Genomic DNA, 16,577 nt, shown 5'->3' on the forward strand with positions numbered 1-16,577 from the left:
CGATCGCGCCGCCGGGGTCGGCGGGTGGCGGGCGGCGACGCGCTGTCCCCCCTGGGTGGGGCGCCTCCCCCCCTGGGGGGGGGGGCCCGGGCCGGCCCGGCCCACGAGGCGGTCGAGGGCGTCGGCGGCGCGCCGCAGGGAGGCCGTCCCGATGTCCTCCCCGCAGTCGGCGCAGCTGCCCACGGCGGTCAGGAGCCCGGCGGCGTACTCCCAGGTGGCCTGCCGGACGGCCTCCTCGACGAGGAGCGGGGCCAGCTCGTCGACGGAGCGGCCGGCGTGCGGGAGCGCGGCGCCGGTGCCGGCCAGCTCGGCGGTGAAGCGGGTGCGGCCCTCCGGAGTGTCCGGGTCGATCCCGTGCTCCGCGCAGTACTCGGCGTACTCCCCGGGGTCGAAGAGGGCGACGGTGGTGTGGATGCCCTGGGCCGTGAGGGAGCGGAGCAGTCCGTCCACGTGGTGGAGGTAGTCGCGGTGGTCGTCGAAGGTGAAGCTGCGGTAACCGCGCATGGCCGCGAAGTCCCCGGCGTCGGCCAGGAGGCCGACGGTACTGGGGGCTTCGCGGCGCAGTGCGCGGCGCCTGCTGGCGGGGGCGGGTCGTCCCGCCGTGGTTCCGGTCCTGGTGTCGTGCGAGCGTGGCATCGGTTCCCCCTGATGTGCGATCACTTGCTCACCGAGAGTAATCATCGCCACTGACAACGGCCCCCAGAGGTCAGCCCCGGGTGCGGGCGAGGTCCTCGTAGAAGCTCAGGAGGTCGAGGTTGTCCACCGAGCCGGGGTTGACGGCCTTGGCCATGGGGGCGCCCTGGAGGAGGCGCTTGACCGGGACCTCGATGCGCTTGCCCGTGAGGGTGTGCGGGACGCCCGGTACCTCGATGATGTCGTCGGGCACGTGGCGCGGGGAGAGCTCCTCGCGGATGGTCGCCTTGATCCGGGCGCGGAGGGCGTCGTCGAGAACGGCCCCGGGCGCGAGGTGGACGAAGAGCGGCATCCAGTAGCCGCCGTTCGGCTCTTCCAGGCCGATGACCAGGGACTCCTTGATCTCGGGGAGTCGCTCGACGGCCTCGTAGATGTCGGCGGAGCCCATCCGGACGCCCTGCCGGTTCAGGGTGGAGTCGGAGCGGCCGTGGATGACGACGGAACCGTGGTCGGTGATCGTGATCCAGTCACCGTGGCGCCAGACGCCGGGGAACATCTCGAAGTAGCTGTCGCGGTAGCGGCTGCCGTCGGGGTCGTTCCAGAAGCGGATCGGCATGGAGGGCATGGGGTTGGTGACCACGAGCTCGCCCACCTCGCCGGTCACGGGCTTCCCGGACGGGTCCCATGCCTGGAGGTCGGTGCCCAGGCAGGCGGCCTGGAGTTCGCCGATGTGGACCGGGAGGGTGGGGACCGCGCCGGCGAAGCAGCTGCAGACGTCGGTGCCGCCGCTGACGGAGGCGATCCAGAGGTCCTCGGCCACCTCGTCGTGCAGCCAGCGGAAGCCGTCGGGCGGCAGCGGGGAGCCGGTGGTGGCCACGCACGTGACCGCGGAGAGGTCGAAGTCGCGGGAGGGACGGACTTCCGCCTTGCGGCAGGCCATCACATAGGCGGCGGAGGTCCCGTAAAGAGTGGCTTTGGTCCGCTCCGCGATGCGCCATTGGGCCCCTGTATCGGGGAATCCCGGGCTGCCGTCGTAGAGCACCACGGTGGTTCCGGTGAGCAGGCCGGAGACGAGGAAGTTCCACATCATCCAGCCGGTGGAGGTGTACCAGAAGAACCGGTCCTCGGGACCGAGGTCGCAGTGGAGGCCGATCTGCTTGAGGTGCTCCAGGAGGATGCCGCCCTGGGACTGGACGATCGCCTTGGGCAGGCCGGTGGTCCCGGAGGAGTAGAGGACCCACAGCGGGTGGTCGAAGGGGACCGGCTCGAAGACGGGCTCGGTGTCGCCCGAGGTGAGGGCGGACCAGTCCAGGGCGCCCGCGGGGGCCGGCGTGCCCAGGAGCGGGATGTGGACGACGGCGCGCAGCGAGGGGAGCTCGGCGCGCAGCTCGGCGACGGTGTCGCGGCGGTCGTGCTCCTTGCCGCCGTAGCGGTAGCCGTCGACGGTGAAGAGGACGACGGGTTCGACCTGCTGGAAGCGGTCCAGGACGCTGCGCGCGCCGAAGTCGGGGGCGCAGGAGGTCCAGACCCCGCCGACGGCGGCGGTGGCGAGGAGCGCGGTGACGGCTTCGGGGATGTTGGGGAGGTACCCGCTGACCCGGTCGCCGGGGCGTACGCCCAGGGCGCGCAGTTCGGCGGCGAGCGCGCCGACCTGGCGGCGGAGCTCGGCCCAGGTGACGGGGGTGGGCTCGTGGGTCTCGTCCACGTGGAGCAGCGCGGCGTCGCCGGCGCGGGCCGGGTCCTCGCCGGCGCGCAGGGCGTGCTCGGCATAGTTGAGGGTGGCGCCGGGGAACCAGCGTGCGCCGGGCATGGACCGGTCCGCGAGGACGGAGGCGTACGGGGTGGTGAAGCGGACGTCGAACCACTCGGCGACGGCCTGCCAGAAGGTGTCGAGCTCGTCGACGGACCAGCTGTGCAGGGCCGGGTAGCCGCCGTCGGCGGGGGCGCCGTGGTGCTCGGCCGCCCAGGCCTGGAAGGCGGTGATCCGGGCTGCGGCGATCCGGTCGGGGCCCGGGGACCAGAGGGGCTCGGGCGGGGTGGCTGCGGTCATGGGTCGGCTCCCGGTCACGTCTGCGGCTCGCGCTTCGTAAGCGTGTCGTCTTGGTGGGTCGTGTGCTGTCCGTACGGTGCGGTGTCCGTACGGTGCCACCGCGCGGGGGGTGTGCGCGCGACGGCTCACAGGGACGATGCCATGTGATCGACATCCGCACCAGAGCGGTCATCGGGGGTCGGCTGTGATCCTTTTCCGAGTGAACGGCAGTTGAACGCAGCCTGCTGGGCCGGGTGGCGGTGGCAGGGTGGGCGCCATGGACGGCTCTGGACTGGTGCGTGTGCTCAAGGACCTCGGCAGCGAGCGGGGGCGGCGCGCTTGGCGCGCCGCCTGGCGCAACCGGCGCGTGGACGCGGCGGGGCTCGTGCCCCGGGGCGCGGAGCGGGCGCGGGTCCCGGGGCTGCTGACCGGTACGGAGCCCCGGCCGGGCGGGGGTGTACTGCGGTTCACCCGTTCGGAGCTGCTGATACGGGTCACCACGGGCGGGGCGGTGTTCTGGGGCTGGGACGGGGCCGCGCCTACGCCCTCGTACGCGGTGGTCGGCGAAGGGCCGGATCCCGATCCGCGCGCGGTGCTGGAACCGGACACCGGGGGCGGCTGGCGGGTGGTGTCGGAACGGGTGACGGTCGCGGTGTCCCGGCACGGGGCCGTGGAGGTGCGTACGCCCGGCGGGGCGGTGCTGCGGCGGGAGCTGCCGCCGCGCTGGTGGGAACCGGCGGAGGGGCCGGCCGGGGGCGGGTCGGCCCGCTGGCTGCTGCGCGGTCAGGTCCCGGCGGACGCGCGGGTCTTCGGTCTCGGGGGGCGCGCGGCCGGACCCCGGCTGAGGGACGGCTCGTACCGGCTGTGGAACACCGATCCCCAGCACGGGTTCGGGCCGGGCGACGACCCGCTGTACATCACCATGCCGGTCCAGCTGGTCGTGGCGGACGCGGGGACGCACCTGGTGTTCCACGACAACACCTGGGACGGGCGCGTGGTGTTGCGCGAGGGCGAGGAGGGCGCGGGCTCGGGGGCCGACCGGCCGGGGACCTGCGAGCTGCGCATGGAAGGCGGTCCGCTGCGGTGCTGGGTGCTGGTGGGTCCGCCCGCCCGGGTGCTGCAGGGCTGGTCGGGGCTGACGGGCGGGGCCGCCGTGCCGCCGGACTGGGCGCTCGGGTACCAGCACGCGCGGTGGGGGTTCGGGAGCGCGGCGGAGGTCCGCCGGATCGTGGCCGGTTACACGCGGCGGGGCCTGCCGCTCTCCGCCCTCCATCTGGACATCGACCACTACGACGGGCACCGGGTCTTCACGGTGGACCAGGAGCGGTTCCCCGGCCTTCCGGGGCTGGCCTCCGAGTTGGCGGCGGACGGCGTGCGCCTGGTCTCGATCGTCGACCCGGCGGTGAAGGCGGGCGACGCGCTGCACGCCTCGGGGCTCGCGGTCGGCCCGCACGGGGCCTTCGTGCGGGACGCTGCGGGGCGCGAGGTCCGCGGCGAGGTGTGGCCGGGTGAGTGCGCGTACCCGGACTTCACCGACCCGGCCGTGCGCGCGTGGTGGGGCGGGCTGTACGCGGAGCGTCTCGCGCAGGGCTTCGCCGGGTTCTGGCACGACATGAACGAGCCGGTCTCCTTCGCCGCGTTCGGGGACCGGACGCTCCCCCGCTCGGCGCGCCACGCACTGGACGGGGCCGGCGGCGACCACCGGGCCGCGCACAACGTGTACGGACTGACGATGGCGCGGGCGGGCTGGGAGGGCCTCGTACGGCTGCGCCCGGCCGAGCGCCCGTTCCTCTTCTCCCGGTCGGGGTGGGCGGGGATGCAGCGGTACGGGGGCACGTGGTCGGGGGACGTGGAGAGCACCTGGGACGGGCTGCGGGCATCGCTGGCGCTGGTGCTGGGGCTCGGACTGTGCGGGGTGCCCTACTCGGGTCCCGACGTCGGCGGCTTCTGGGGGTCGCCCTCCCCGGAGCTGTACCTGCGGTGGCTCCAGCTGGGCTCGTACCTGCCGCTGTTCCGGACCCATGCGGCGATCGGGGCCGGGCGGCGGGAACCGTGGGAGTTCGGGGCGGAGGCCGAGGAGGGCGCGCGGGCCGTCCTGGCCGAACGGGAGCGGCTGCGCCCGTACTTCGTGACGCTGGCGCACCTGGCGCGGCGGACGGGGGCCCCCTACGTACGGCCGCTGTGGTGGGGGGCGCCCGAGGACCGGGCGCTGCGGGACTGCGAGGACGCGTTCCTGCTGGGGGACGCGCTGCTGGTGGCTCCGGTACTGGAGTGCGGGTCGGACCGGCGGGCGGTGCGGCTGCCGCGCGGCCGGTGGTACGACACGGCGACGGGCACGGCGTACGAGGGGCCCGGCCAGGTGCTGCTGGACGCGCCGGCCGACCGGATCCCGGTGCTGGCGCGGGCGGGCGCGCTGCTGCCGGTACGGGGCACGGACGGGTCGGTGGCCCTGGAGGCCTGGGCTCCGGCGCGCGGGCGTACGGGCGGGGGGCTGGTGATCCGCGATCCGGGGCCGGGTTTCGAGCCGGGCGAGCCGGAGCGGTACACGGTGCGGTGGATCGGCGACGCGGTGGTGGTGGAGGACGAGGCGGGGGCGCCGGTGGAGGGCGTGGTGGTGCGGGGGCTCTGAGGGGCGGCCCGCCGAGCGGGCCCGCATCCCCGGGGGTCACCTCCCCCGGGGACCGCATCCCACGGGCCTCATCCCCGCGGGCGGCGCCGAGAAGCGGATGCGCCGCGGGCGGCCCCGGGACGGGGCGCACCCGCGGCGGACCGGTGCCCGCTAGCCGTCGATGCGGTGCGTGGACCAGAACGAGGTCAGGTCCGTGGTCGTGGCGGCCTGGGCGGCCGCCTTGAACTCGGCCGTGGTCGAGACCCCGTACCAGTGCGAGGTGGCGTAGTCCTTCAGGAGTTTGGCCATGACCGTGTCGCCCAGGACGCGTCGCAGGTCGTGCAGGGCGCACTTGCCGTAGCCGTAGACGACGGTGGAGTAGCGGGACGAGTGGGCGTCCCAGTAGGCCATCGAGTTGGTGATCTTCTCGGCCGACGAGGCCCAGGAGACGCTGTTCCAGCAGCTCGCGCCGGTCTTGTTCTGCGCGAGGTCGGTGGCGTAGTCGGTGAACGACTCGTCCAGCCAGGGGCTGGTGTACTCGTCGTCGCCGACGATGCCGTACCACCACTGGTGGGCGATCTCGTGGGTGAGCGCCGTGGTGCTGACCAGGTCGAGGACGAACCCGGGGTACTCCATGCCGCCGAACCAGTAGTTGTTGTCGATCACCGCGTCCAGCTCGCCGTACGGGTAGGCCCCGAACCTGGCGGAGTGGGCGTCCACGGCGGACTTGGCGGTGGTGAGCATCGACTGCGAGTCGGCCGCGCTGATGCCGGAGACGGAGTAGATGTTGACGGGGGTGCCGGCGGCCGAGGTGCCGGAGATCTTGCTGAAGGGGCCGGCCGCCCAGGCGAACTCACGGACCTTGGTCGCGGTGGCGGTGGTGACCGTGCGTCCGCTGGTTCCCGGGGTGTCGACCGAGGCTCCGGTGGCCGGCACCAGTAGGGAGGTGGGGTGGTCCAGGGTCACCTTGAAGTCGGAGGCCAGCGCGTAGAACGACTCGCCGTTGTTCGTGTACGGGTCCAGGTGCCAGCCGGCTCCGTCCCGGACCGCGAGCACCGGCAGGGCGTTGCCGACCATGCTGAAGGCCCCGTCGTAGCCGAACCGGTCGGCGCCGCTGGGGACGGTGATCCCCAGGTCGAAGCCGATGGTGGCGCTCTGGCCTTGGGCCAGCGGCGTCGGCAGGGTGATCTGGAGGGCGGTGCAGCCGACGGACAGCGCGCCCGCGGTGCCGCCGGTGACGTTGGTGACCGTGATCGGCATCGCGGAGCAGCTGCCGTGGTAGTTGTCCCACAGCCGCAGGTACACCTCGCTGAGGGCGGTGGCGGAGGCGTTGGTGAAGCTCGCGCTCTCGTGGCCGGTCCAGCCGGTGCCGCTCGCGTTGCTGCTCAGGTCGACGGTGTACGCGGGTGAGGCCGGAGTGCGCGTGTTGTCCGCGGGCGGGACGGTGCCTCCGGAGGTGTCGAGGGCGATGTCGTCGATGACGAAGTTCGTCTTGAGGCTGGAGTCCTCGGTGCCGGTGAAGGCGACGGTGACGGTCTGGCCCGCGAACGCCGAGACGTCGAAGGACTTCTGGGTGTAGCCGGTGTTCTTGTCGAGGTTGGAGTACGTCGCCAGCGTCGTGGTGCCGATCTTCGCCGTCAGCTTGTCGTACTTCGTCGACGTGGTCGTCTCGGTGGTGTCGACGTGCAGCCAGAAGGTGAGGGCGGCGGTGCTGCACCCGGAGGGGATCGTGACGCTCTGGGAGAGCGTGTCGGTGTGCGTGCTGCCGACGCCGTCCAGCCAGGCGAAGTAGGTGCCGCCGTGGGCGCTCTGACCGGCGCGGTTGGTGATCACGCTGGTCTGTGACTGGCTCCAGGGCGAAGTCCCGCTCTCGAAGCCGCCGTTGGCGACCACCTGGGCGGGGGTGCAGGCGGCGGGCGCCGCTGCCGCGGAGGCGGCGGGCAGTGCGGAGGCGACCAGCGCGGCGATGGCGAAAGCGCTCGCCGCGAGGGCCTTGTGGGGGGTGGATCTCACGCGAAACTCCTTTGAGGCGGCCGGGATCGCGGCCTGCTCGGCGGCTGCCGGGCCGGCTTGGGTGCGCCGGAGGGCAGCCGTGGGGGTGACGGCTGCGCGAAGCCTGGCAGATTTGACCGGAGCATGCCATCAGAGTTCGGTAAAGGTGTCCCCCTCTCCGCTCGGCGGACGAGGACGTCGGCGGACGAGGACGTCGGCGGACGAGGACGTCGGCGACCGAGCGGAGCGGCGCGCGGCTCCCAGCCGGCGGGGCGGGGCGGAAACCGGCGGCCTCCCGGGGCGGCGGCCGCGGTCCGGCCCGTGGAGTTCCGGGTCCCCCGTTACCGGTGCCCGCTCACGCGTACCGTCCCGCGAACCAGTCATCCGCCGCCCGCGTGTGCAACGGGAAGGCCAGCTCCCGCGGACCGCGCAGCACGTGCCAGCCCGTCGTCTCGTCCGTCGGGACGGACGCGGGGAGGGAGGAGGCCGGGCGGGCGGGGAGGAGGCCGAAGAGGAGCAGGTGGCCGGCCGTGGAGGTGTGCGCGGCCGCGAGGGCGACCTCGGCGGCCGGGGCGAGGATGCCGGTCTCCTCGTGGAGTTCACGGACGACCGAGGCTCGCCAGTCCTCGCCGAAGTCCATGAAGCCGCCGGGCAGGGCGACGCCGCCGAGCGCGGGCTCGATGCTGCGGGTGATGACCACCAGGCCGGTGCCGAGCTCGTCCTCGACGGGGAGGAGGGCGACCGCCACCGGGAGGGGGTTGCGGTAGGCGACCGCGCCGCACGAGCGACACGTACGGGGCCAGTCGGTCGAATCGAACAGTGCTCCGCAGGAGGAGCAGTGCGAGTCCTTCAGGTGGGCCGGCATGCGGCGATGATAAGCCAAGGGGCATGCGGATGACGGTCGTTGCGGGATGGATCGGAGCACTGGGAGTGCTGGGAGCGCCGGGAGCTCCGGCCACGGGCGCCCCGGCGCCCGGCTTCGCCGTGCTCGCGGAGGTCGATCCGAGCATCGGGCAGGAGATGCGGTACGCCACCGCGCACAATTTCACCGGCGCGGTCGTGGACGGCTACGAGGAGCCCGTCTGCCTGCTCGCGCGGCCCGCCGCCGAGGCCCTGCGCAGGGCGCAGCGGGAGGCGCTGCGCCGCGGGTACTCGCTCCTCGTGTACGACTGCTACCGGCCGCAGCGGGCCGTCGGCCGGTTCGTCCGCTGGGCCCGGGACCCGGCGGACCAGCGGACCAAGGCGGAGTTCTATCCGGGGGTGGCCAAGGAACGGCTGATCCCGGACGGGTACATCGCCGAGAGGTCCGGACACAGCCGCGGCAGCACCGTGGACGTGACCTTGACGGAGCTGGTGCCGCGTCGGGCGACGTTCGCCCCGTCGCGGGCGCTGCCCGGGGCGGCACGGGGCCGCGAGCCCCTCGACATGGGGACCCCCTTCGACTACTTCGATCCGCTCGCGCACACCGACAGCCCCCGGGTGACGGGCGCGGCCCGCGAGCACCGGGAGCTGCTGCTGCGGGTGCTCGGCGGCCAGGGGTTCGTGAACCTGCCCGAGGAGTGGTGGCACTTCACGTACCGGCCGGAGGCGTTCCCGGACGCGTACTTCGACTTTCCCGTCTCTGTCGCGTCCGTTCACCCCTGAGTACCGTGCCCGCATGACTTTCAGTTCGTACGAGGAGTTCTGGCCGTACTACGTCGCCATGCACTCCCGCGCCGCCACCCGCTGGGTCCACCTCACCGGCACCCTCACCGGCCTCGCCCTCACCGCCTACGGACTCGCGCGCGGGCGGAGGCGCTACGTCCTGGCGCTCCCCCTCATCGGGTACGGGACGGCCTGGCCGGCGCACTTCCTCATCGAGAAGAACAACCCGGCCACCTTCGGCAATCCGGGCTGGTCGCTGCGCGGGGACGCGCAGATGATCCGGATGATGCTGGCCGGGCGGGACGCGGAGCTGGGCGAGATCGCGCGGAAGTGGCTCGCCGAGAACGGGTGACCGGGGGCGTGTTCCCGTGACAGACTCCTGACGGATCGTCAGATTCTGTTTTCGGGAGGGGTCTTGGAACGCACACGTACACCCGTCGTGAGCGGGTGGTTCACCGAGGACGGTGCGGGGGGCGGCCTCCGGCTGCTCGGCACCCGGTGCTCCGCCTGCACAGCCGTGTTCTTCCCGCGCGAGGACGCGTACTGCCGCAATCCGCACTGTCCGGGCGGCGGCGAGCTCGTCGAGACCCCGCTCTCCCCGCGCGGCCGGATCTGGTCCTACACCGACGGGCGGTACCGGCCGCCCGCGCCGTACGTGTCCGACCCGGACGCGCCCTGGACCCCGTACACCCTGGTGGCCGTGGAGCTGGAGGCCGAGGGGATGGTCGTGCTGGGGCAGACGGTGCCCGGGGTGACGGTCGCCGATCTGGCGGTCGGGATGGAGGTCGAGGTGGTGGGCGGCGTGCTGAACGAGGACGCCGCGTCCGGCACCACCTGGACCACCTGGCACTTCCAGCCGGTGGGGGTGGGGCGATGAGCGCCGACGTCGCCGTCCTCGGGGCCGGTATGCACCCGTGGGGCAAGTGGGGGCGCAGCTTCGTCGAGTACGGGCGGGCCGCCGCCCGGACCGCGCTCGCCGACGCCGGACTGGAGTGGACGGACGTGCAGTCCGTCGTCGGGGCCGACACCGTGCGGTCGGGATATCCCGGCTACGTGGCCGGCGCGACCTTCGCCCGCGCGCTCGGCTGGCAGGGCGCGCGCGTGACCAGCGTGTACGCGGCCTGCGCCTCGGGCGCCCAGGCCATCGGGGCGGCCAGGGCGCAGATCCTGGCCGGACTCGCCGACGTCGTCCTCGTCGTCGGGGCGGACGCCGCGCCGAAGGGCTTCTTCGCCCCGGCGGGCGGGGAGCGGCCGGACGATCCGGACTGGCTGCGCTTCCGGGTCCTGGGGGCCACCAACCCGGCGTACTTCGCCCTGTACGCCCGTCGGCGCATGGCCCTGTACGGGGACACCGGTGAGGACTTCGCGCAGGTCAAGGTGAAGAACGCCGCGGCCGGACTGCTCAACCCGAACGCCCGCTACCGCAAGGCCGTGACGGCCGAGGAGGTCGCCGCCTCGGCGGTCGTGGCCGATCCGCTGCGACTGCTCGACATCTGCGCCACCTCCGACGGGGGCGCGGCGCTCGTGCTGAGCAGCATGGACTTCGCGCGCTCGCGGGGGATCGCGGACCCGGTGCGGATCAGGGCCGTGTCCACGGTGACGCCCACCTATCCCCGTACGGTCCTCGACCTGCCGGACATCGCCACCGACTCGGTGACCGCCGTGGCGGCCGCGCCCGGTTCCTTCCGGTCCTCGATCGCGCGGGCCGCCTACGAGGAGGCGGGGCTCGGGCCGGACGACCTCTCGCTCGCCGAGGTGTACGACCTGTCCACGGCGCTGGAGCTGGAGTGGTACGAGGACATCGGCCTGTGCGGGGAGGGCGAGGGGGCCAAGCTCGTGCGGGAGGGGGCGACGGCGCTCGGCGGGCGGATTCCCGTCAACACCAGTGGCGGGCTGGCGTCGTTCGGGGAGGCCGTACCGGCGCAGGCCATCGCGCAGGTGTGCGAGCTCACCTGGCAGTTGCGGGGCACGGCCGGGGACCGGCAGGTGCCGGGGGCGCGGGCCGGGATCACGGCGAACCAAGGGCTGTTCGGGCACGGTTCGGCGGTCGTCGCCGTCCGGTGACGGCCGCCGCGCGGCGGCGCGGCCCTGCTGAACAGGGGCTGTTGTCCGAATGCTTGACGGCCCCCGGCGGCGGGTTCACACTCGCTCCACAGTCCCGCTCCGCGACGGGACCAGAGCCCCCCATGTGAGCCGCGGCCCGTACCCCAGTCGGCGGGGGTACGGGTCGCCTCCATGTCAGCCCCGGCGCTCAGGCCCCGGCGCTCAGGCTCTGCCGACGGGCCCGCGCCAGCGTCATCGCGTGTTCCACGACCCCCACCAGGACGTCCTTGACCGACTCCCGGTCGCGGGCGTCGCACAGCAGCACCGGCACCTCGACGCCGAGGTCCAGGGCCTCCCGTACGGAGACCACGGGGTGCCGGTCGGCGCCGTCGAAGCAGTTCACCGCGACCACGAAGGGGATCTCGCGCCGTTCGAAGTAGTCGATGGCGGCGAAGCAGTCCGCGAGGCGGCGGGTGTCGGCGAGCACGACGGCGCCGAGCGAACCCTGGGCCAGTTCGTCCCACAGGAACCAGAACCGGTCCTGTCCGGGCGTGCCGAACAGGTACAGCACCAGGTCCTCGCGCAGCGTGATGCGCCCGAAGTCCATGGCCACGGTCGTGGTGTTCTTCCCCTCCACTCCCCCGGTGTCGTCGACGCCCCGGCCCGGCTCGGAGAGCCGTTCCTCCGTCCGCAGCGGTCTGATCTCGCTCACCGCACTGACCAGGGTGGTCTTGCCCACCCCGAAACCGCCCGCGACCAGGATCTTCAGGGTCAGCGGTTCGACCGGCGTCACGGCATGCATGGCGCCGGTGCGGCTAGAGCGCCCGAAGGCCATCGATCACCTCACGCAATATGGATTCATCGGGCAGTTCGGCCGGGGGCACCGGCCGGCTCACGTGAACCAGCTCTTCGTCGGCGAGATCGCCGATCAGGACGCGGACGACGCCGACCGCGAGGTCGAGGTCGGCCGCGAGTTCCGCGACGGACTGCGGCCGCGCCCGGCACAGTCCGAGGATGTGGGCGTGTTCCGGGGAAAGGGTCGCGTCCCAGACGGGATCGTCGGCCGCGGCTTCCGCGACCACCAGCGCGATCAGGTCGAGCCGGTGCTGGCCCGCGTGACTGGTCCGGCCGCGGGTCATCGCGTACGGGCGCACGACGGGACCCGCGTCGTCGTCGAACCACTGCTCGGCGGCCCCGTCGGGCGCCGCTCCGGAGGCCGCCCCGTGGGTCGGGGCGGGGATGCGGGCGGGGTAGTCCTGGCCTGGATCGCTCATGCCGTCCGACTCACCCTCCGGCTGGCAGCCCGGTGCGCGGGGCGGTCGCCAGGTGGTCGCCGACGCGCTTGACCATGAGGGTCATCTCGTACGCGACCTGCCCGACATCGGACTCCGAGTCGGCGAGGACCGCCAGGCAGCTGCCGTCCCCGGCGGCCATGACGAAGAGGAACGCCTCGTCCAGTTCGACCACCGTCTGGCGGACCGTGCCGGAGTCGAAGTGGCGGCCGACGCCCTTGGCCAGGCTGTGGAAGCCGGAGGCCACGGCCGCCAGGTGCTCGCTGTCCTCCCGGGTCAGGTCGGCGGAGCTGCCGGTGGGCAGGCCGTCGCCGGAGAGAACCACGGCCTTGCGGATGCTGGCGACCTTCTCGACGAGCTCGTCCAGGAGCCAGTTGAGCGGTCCGGAGCCGCGGCCCCAGGTGTCGTTGCCGGACTGCGGTGCCGTCATCGGCCGTCCCCCTCGTTCTCGTATCCGGGGCCGGAGGCGGCAGAGGTGCCGTCCCCGGACTCGGACTGCTGCGGTGCTCGGTGCCGGGCGTCCCGGTGTGCGGCCTGCCGTACGCCGGGACCCGCGGCCGCGTCGGCGTCCTGCGCGGTGTTCCGCGGGGCGTCCTGCGCGGTGTTCCGTGCGGTGTTCTGCGCGGTGTTCTGCCGGGCGTCCCGTTCCTGGGCCTCCCGCTCGGCCCGCTGCCGCGCGTGCTGGTCCCGGCCCGCCGTCCAGCCCCGCTGGAGGGAGGACATGCGGCGGCGCACCTCGTCGGCGTCCCGGTCCGCGATCGGCTCCGTGGCGGCTTCCGCGGGGGCGGGGGCCGGAGCGTCCTTCAGCTGGGGCGCGAGGTTGGCCTGGCGGACGCGTCGGGGCAGGCCGCTGCCGCCGCCCTGGCCGGGCGTGGCCCGGTCCGCTCCCGCGGCATCCGGGGCCTGGGCCGGGGCGGGATCGGGGACCGCCGCGACGGGGCGGGGCTGGATCCGGCGGCCGTGCTCGGCGATGAGCGTCGGCGCGGGCCTGCGGCGCGGGAGCGGTACGGCTCCCTTGGCGCGGGGGCCGTCGGGGCGGACGGAGTCCGGGTGGGAGGTCTCCAGGCGGACGGGTCCGGTGGGGGCCAGGGGGCCTCGGTCCCGTTCCCGGAAGCCGTCGCGGCCGCCGCCGTTGCGGTCGCCGGCGTTGACGTTGCCGTTGCGGTCGCCGCGGTCGGCGGCGTCCGCCGTACGGTCACCGGCGCGGTCGCCCTTCCAGGGCGTGCCGCGCTCGGCGTGCCGCTCCGCGTGCGGGCGGCTCGCCTGGCGCAGGCCCAGCAGGGAGCTGCGCGGGGTGCCGTTCGGCGGGGTCTCGTCGTCGAGCGTGGTCATGGCGGGCCGGCCGTTGGCTCCGGTGCCGCCGGCGACGCCGACGACGCCGGTGAGGCCCGCGATGCCGGCCGGGGATCCGTCCAGGACGGTGGCGGGGTCGTCGAGCCCCAGCATGCCGACCGGGGCCTCCAGCTCGACGGGCCCGCGCAGTTCGGCGCCGGCCGGGAGCCTGCGGTCCCCGGGGCCCGGCTCGACCGCGGCCGCCGCGGGGCGGGCCCGGCCGCCCGCGGCCTTGCCGCCGGCCAGGCGGATCCCGGTGCCGTTGGTCTCGGGAGCCTCCGTCAGCAGGGTCATCGGGAGGAAGACCACCGCGGTGGTGCCCCCGTAGGGGCTCTGCTGGAGGCCGACCTTGACCTCGTGGCGCTGCGCGAGCCGGCTGACGACGAAGAGGCCGAGCCGGTCGGTGTCGGAGAGCTCGAACTCGGGGGTCTCCGACAGCCTGAGGTTCGCGTCGAGGAGCGCCTCCGGGGTCATGCCGAGGCCGCGGTCGTGGATCTCCAGGGTGAAGCCGTTGGCCACGGGCTCGCCGAGCACCTGGACCGCCGTGTGCGGCGGGGAGAACACCGTCGCGTTCTCGAGGAGTTCGGCGATGAGGTGGGTGATGTCGGCGACGGCCGGGCCCGCGATGCCCAGGCGGGGGAGCCTGCGCACCTCGATGCGCTCGTAGTCCTCGACCTCCGCGACGGCGGCCCGTACGACGTCCATCAGCTGGATGGGCTTGCGCCACTGGCGGGAGGGCGCGGCGCCGGAGAGGATCACCAGGCCCTCGGCGTGGCGGCGCATGCGGGTGGTCATGTGGTCGAGGCGGAAGAGGTCGGCGAGCTCCTCGGTGTCCTCGGTGCGCCGCTCCATGGTGTCGAGCAGGGTGAGCTGGCGGTGGAGCAGCACCTGGTTGCGGCGGGCCAGGTTGACGAACACCTCGGAGACCCCGCGGCGCAGTTCCGCCTGCTTGACGGCCGCCTCGATGGCCGCGCGCTGGAGGGTGTTGAGGGCCAGGCCGACCTGGCCGATCTCGTCCTTCTCGTACTCCAGGCGGGGTGCTTCCGTCTCCAGGTCCACGAGTTCGCCCGCGGCGAGGCGGCGCATGACGCCGGGGAGGCGGACGCCGGAGACCTCGTGGGCCTCCTTGCGCAGCCGGGACAGGTCGCGGACCAGCTCGCGGCCGATGCGTACGGACAGGACGAGGGAGACGAGCAGGGCGATGAAGCCGAGGACGCCCGCGACGGCGGCCTGGACCAGCACGTTCATGGCCACGGGCTCGACGCGCTCCTGGTAGCGGTCGCCGGCGGCGGTGCCCATCGTGGCGAGGTCGGCGAGGACCTTCTGGGAGGCCTCGTCCCACTGGGCGGGGGTCGCGCTGCGCGGGTTGCGTCCCGGCCCCTGGGCGATGAATCGTTCCTCTGCCTCGCGCAGGGCCCTGCTCTCGGGGTTGTTCCAGTACTGCTCGAACTGCTCCCGGTCGGCGGACGGGAGGAGGGCCAGGTTGAAGTCGTAGAGCAGCTTGCGGTTGGCGACGAGGTCGGAGACGTGCCGGATGTCCGCCGGGCTGACGCTGCGCGCGGCGAGGGCCGAGGCGACGACCGCGTCCTCGCGGGAGAGGGTCTCGCGGGCGTGGGTGATGCCCACGAGGGCGCGGCCCTGCTTGTCCATCTCCACGTTCTCGAGTGCGTGGAGATTCACGAGGAACTCGTAGCAGGGGTCGACCAGCCGGCTGTAGAGCTCCAGCGCCTGGCTGGTGTCGAGGGAACCCGAGTCGACCGCGGTGCGGAGCGAGCCGATGCCGTGGAAGGCGTCGAGGATGGAGTTCAGGCGCCGGGCGGCGGCAGGGCTGAGCTCGTCGCGGACGTCGGGGTCCTTGGCGTCGGCGGTGATCTTCGCGACCACCTCGTCGGTGGCCTTGCGGCGCTTGACGAGTTCGGTGGTGGCGGTGGACGCCCGGGGATCACCGATGACCACGAGGGTCTGGCGGCGTTCGGTCTGGATGACCCGGACGACGTCCTCGACGGGGTAGCCGACCTTGTCGATGACATAGGCGACGCCGAGGAGCTGCGCGGCCTGCCGGCCGGTGATCACCGTGGCGAAGCCCCACAGGGCGGTCAGGGAGACGAGCGGCACAAGAAGCAACGCCACGATCTTCCGGCGGATGGATTTCCCGCGAAAGCGCATGGCCTCCCCAGCCTCCCCCAGGTCAACCCCGCTGTCGGGGGCCGGTGTTCCGTCATTTAAACGGCGTGAGCCTACTACTGCCACAGCGCACCTTCGAAGGCGTGTCCGGACATTTTCGGCCGAAGGTCTGGCCGAAGATCACGAGTTGTCCGATAGGTCCGCCAAGAGCGGCCCGATTTGTGGCACATGACACTTGGTGCGGCGTCAGTTCCCGTAACGGGATGGATGGCTGGAATTCTTCGTTCCGCTGCGATTCCGGGCATCGCGCGCGGGCGCGGCGCGGGAATCTCCGGGCCCCTCCGTACGTCTACCTGTTCCGGGGGCGCATGACCGGCCCCGGGGAGGGGAGGAGCGGAGCATGGCGACGAAGCACGAGGACGGTACGGCAGGGCCCGGAGCGTCGTCCGGGCGGGCCTTGTGGGTCGAACAGGCGGCGGGGACGCGGCGCATGCCGGATCCGGTCCGCGAGTCCGCCGTGCGCGCGGTGCTGATCGTCGCCGTGACGCTGACGGTCGCGACGACGGCCTTCTTCCTGACGGTCACCGGCTCCTGGCTCGCCTTCCCGCTGGCGCTCTGCGCGATAGCCGGGACCGTCGTGGCCACCTGGGGCGTGCTGGACGTCATGATCACGCGGCAGACGTGGAACCAGCGGTACGGGGTCGTCTCGGAGCCGAGCAGCACGGCGCGGGGGCGGCGGCGCGAGCGGCGGCGGTCCCGCCGCGAGGCGGCCGCGGCCCGGTCGCGGCCTCCCGTGCCGCAGCCCCGGCAGCCCGACCGCGTCCGCGGGCACGGCGAGGCGAGCGGCATCTGGCCGCCGGCGTCCGGGACCGGCCGGTGA

General features: G+C 73.6%; 14 protein-coding genes. 6 read left to right on the forward strand and 8 right to left on the reverse strand.

Translation table 11 applies throughout. The features are described 5' to 3' along the window. On the reverse strand, positions 1–636 hold a 636-nt coding region (locus tag ACWF9Z_RS24240; RefSeq protein WP_453605120.1), incomplete at its 3' end, for a hypothetical protein. 70 nt (positions 637–706) lie between these two features. Beyond that, on the reverse strand, positions 707–2,683 hold the full coding sequence (locus ACWF9Z_RS24245; protein WP_453605122.1) for an acetoacetate--CoA ligase: 1,977 nt from the start codon (positions 2,681–2,683) through the stop codon (positions 707–709). A gap of 256 nt (positions 2,684–2,939) precedes the next feature. On the opposite strand from ACWF9Z_RS24245, the gene ACWF9Z_RS24250 reads away from it, so the two are divergent. Continuing rightward, a complete protein-coding gene (locus tag ACWF9Z_RS24250) occupies positions 2,940–5,291 on the forward strand; it encodes a glycoside hydrolase family 31 protein (protein ID WP_453605124.1) in 2,352 nt (783 codons plus the stop codon). Between the two features lie 150 nt (positions 5,292–5,441). Here ACWF9Z_RS24250 and ACWF9Z_RS24255 read toward each other — a convergent pair whose 3' ends face one another. After that, the gene (locus ACWF9Z_RS24255; protein WP_453605126.1) at positions 5,442–7,283 is read right to left on the reverse strand and encodes a M1 family aminopeptidase; all 1,842 of its coding nucleotides are present in this window, start codon (positions 7,281–7,283) and stop codon (positions 5,442–5,444) included. 334 nt (positions 7,284–7,617) lie between these two features. Continuing rightward, a complete protein-coding gene (locus ACWF9Z_RS24260) occupies positions 7,618–8,127 on the reverse strand; it encodes an NUDIX domain-containing protein (protein ID WP_453605128.1) in 510 nt (169 codons plus the stop codon). Positions 8,128–8,156: 29 nt separating this feature from the next. Between ACWF9Z_RS24260 and ACWF9Z_RS24265 the strand changes: the two genes are divergently transcribed. The 4 genes from ACWF9Z_RS24265 to ACWF9Z_RS24280 all read left to right on the forward strand — a co-directional run bounded on the left by ACWF9Z_RS24265 (position 8,157) and on the right by ACWF9Z_RS24280 (position 10,970). After that, the gene (locus ACWF9Z_RS24265) at positions 8,157–8,906 is read left to right on the forward strand and encodes a M15 family metallopeptidase (protein ID WP_453605130.1); all 750 of its coding nucleotides are present in this window, start codon (positions 8,157–8,159) and stop codon (positions 8,904–8,906) included. Between the two features lie 13 nt (positions 8,907–8,919). Next, entirely contained in the window at positions 8,920–9,258 is a 339-nt protein-coding gene (locus tag ACWF9Z_RS24270) for an Mpo1-like protein (protein ID WP_453605132.1), read from the forward strand. A gap of 63 nt (positions 9,259–9,321) precedes the next feature. Further along, complete coding sequence (locus tag ACWF9Z_RS24275; RefSeq protein WP_453605134.1) at positions 9,322–9,783, forward strand: Zn-ribbon domain-containing OB-fold protein; 462 nt, start codon at positions 9,322–9,324, stop codon at positions 9,781–9,783. After that, positions 9,780–10,970, forward strand: coding sequence for a lipid-transfer protein (locus ACWF9Z_RS24280; RefSeq protein WP_453605136.1), 1,191 nt, complete (start codon positions 9,780–9,782; stop codon positions 10,968–10,970). The genes ACWF9Z_RS24275 and ACWF9Z_RS24280 overlap by 4 nt, the downstream gene beginning before the upstream one ends. Positions 10,971–11,157: 187 nt before the next feature. Here ACWF9Z_RS24280 and ACWF9Z_RS24285 read toward each other — a convergent pair whose 3' ends face one another. The 4 genes from ACWF9Z_RS24285 to ACWF9Z_RS24300 are packed head-to-tail and all read right to left on the reverse strand — an operon-like array spanning position 11,158 to position 15,703. Beyond that, positions 11,158–11,784 (reverse strand): GTP-binding protein, encoded by a 627-nt coding sequence (locus ACWF9Z_RS24285; RefSeq protein ID WP_453605138.1) that lies wholly within the window; start codon positions 11,782–11,784, stop codon positions 11,158–11,160. Beyond that, positions 11,765–12,223 (reverse strand): DUF742 domain-containing protein, encoded by a 459-nt coding sequence (locus ACWF9Z_RS24290; protein ID WP_453605140.1) that lies wholly within the window; start codon positions 12,221–12,223, stop codon positions 11,765–11,767. Before ACWF9Z_RS24290 ends, ACWF9Z_RS24285 begins: the two co-directional genes overlap by 20 nt. A 10-nt stretch (positions 12,224–12,233) precedes the next feature. After that, positions 12,234–12,671 carry a roadblock/LC7 domain-containing protein gene (locus tag ACWF9Z_RS24295; RefSeq protein ID WP_453605142.1) on the reverse strand — a complete coding sequence of 146 codons (438 nt, stop codon included), beginning with the start codon at positions 12,669–12,671 and terminating at the stop codon, positions 12,234–12,236. Continuing rightward, the gene (locus tag ACWF9Z_RS24300; RefSeq protein WP_453605143.1) at positions 12,668–15,703 is read right to left on the reverse strand and encodes a nitrate- and nitrite sensing domain-containing protein; all 3,036 of its coding nucleotides are present in this window, start codon (positions 15,701–15,703) and stop codon (positions 12,668–12,670) included. The genes ACWF9Z_RS24295 and ACWF9Z_RS24300 overlap by 4 nt, the downstream gene beginning before the upstream one ends. 394 nt (positions 15,704–16,097) lie before the next feature. On the opposite strand from ACWF9Z_RS24300, the gene ACWF9Z_RS24305 reads away from it, so the two are divergent. Further along, positions 16,098–16,577 carry a hypothetical protein gene (locus tag ACWF9Z_RS24305; protein WP_453605145.1) on the forward strand — a complete coding sequence of 160 codons (480 nt, stop codon included), beginning with the start codon at positions 16,098–16,100 and terminating at the stop codon, positions 16,575–16,577.

Source organism: Streptomyces sp. NPDC054961 (genome assembly GCF_053609145.1).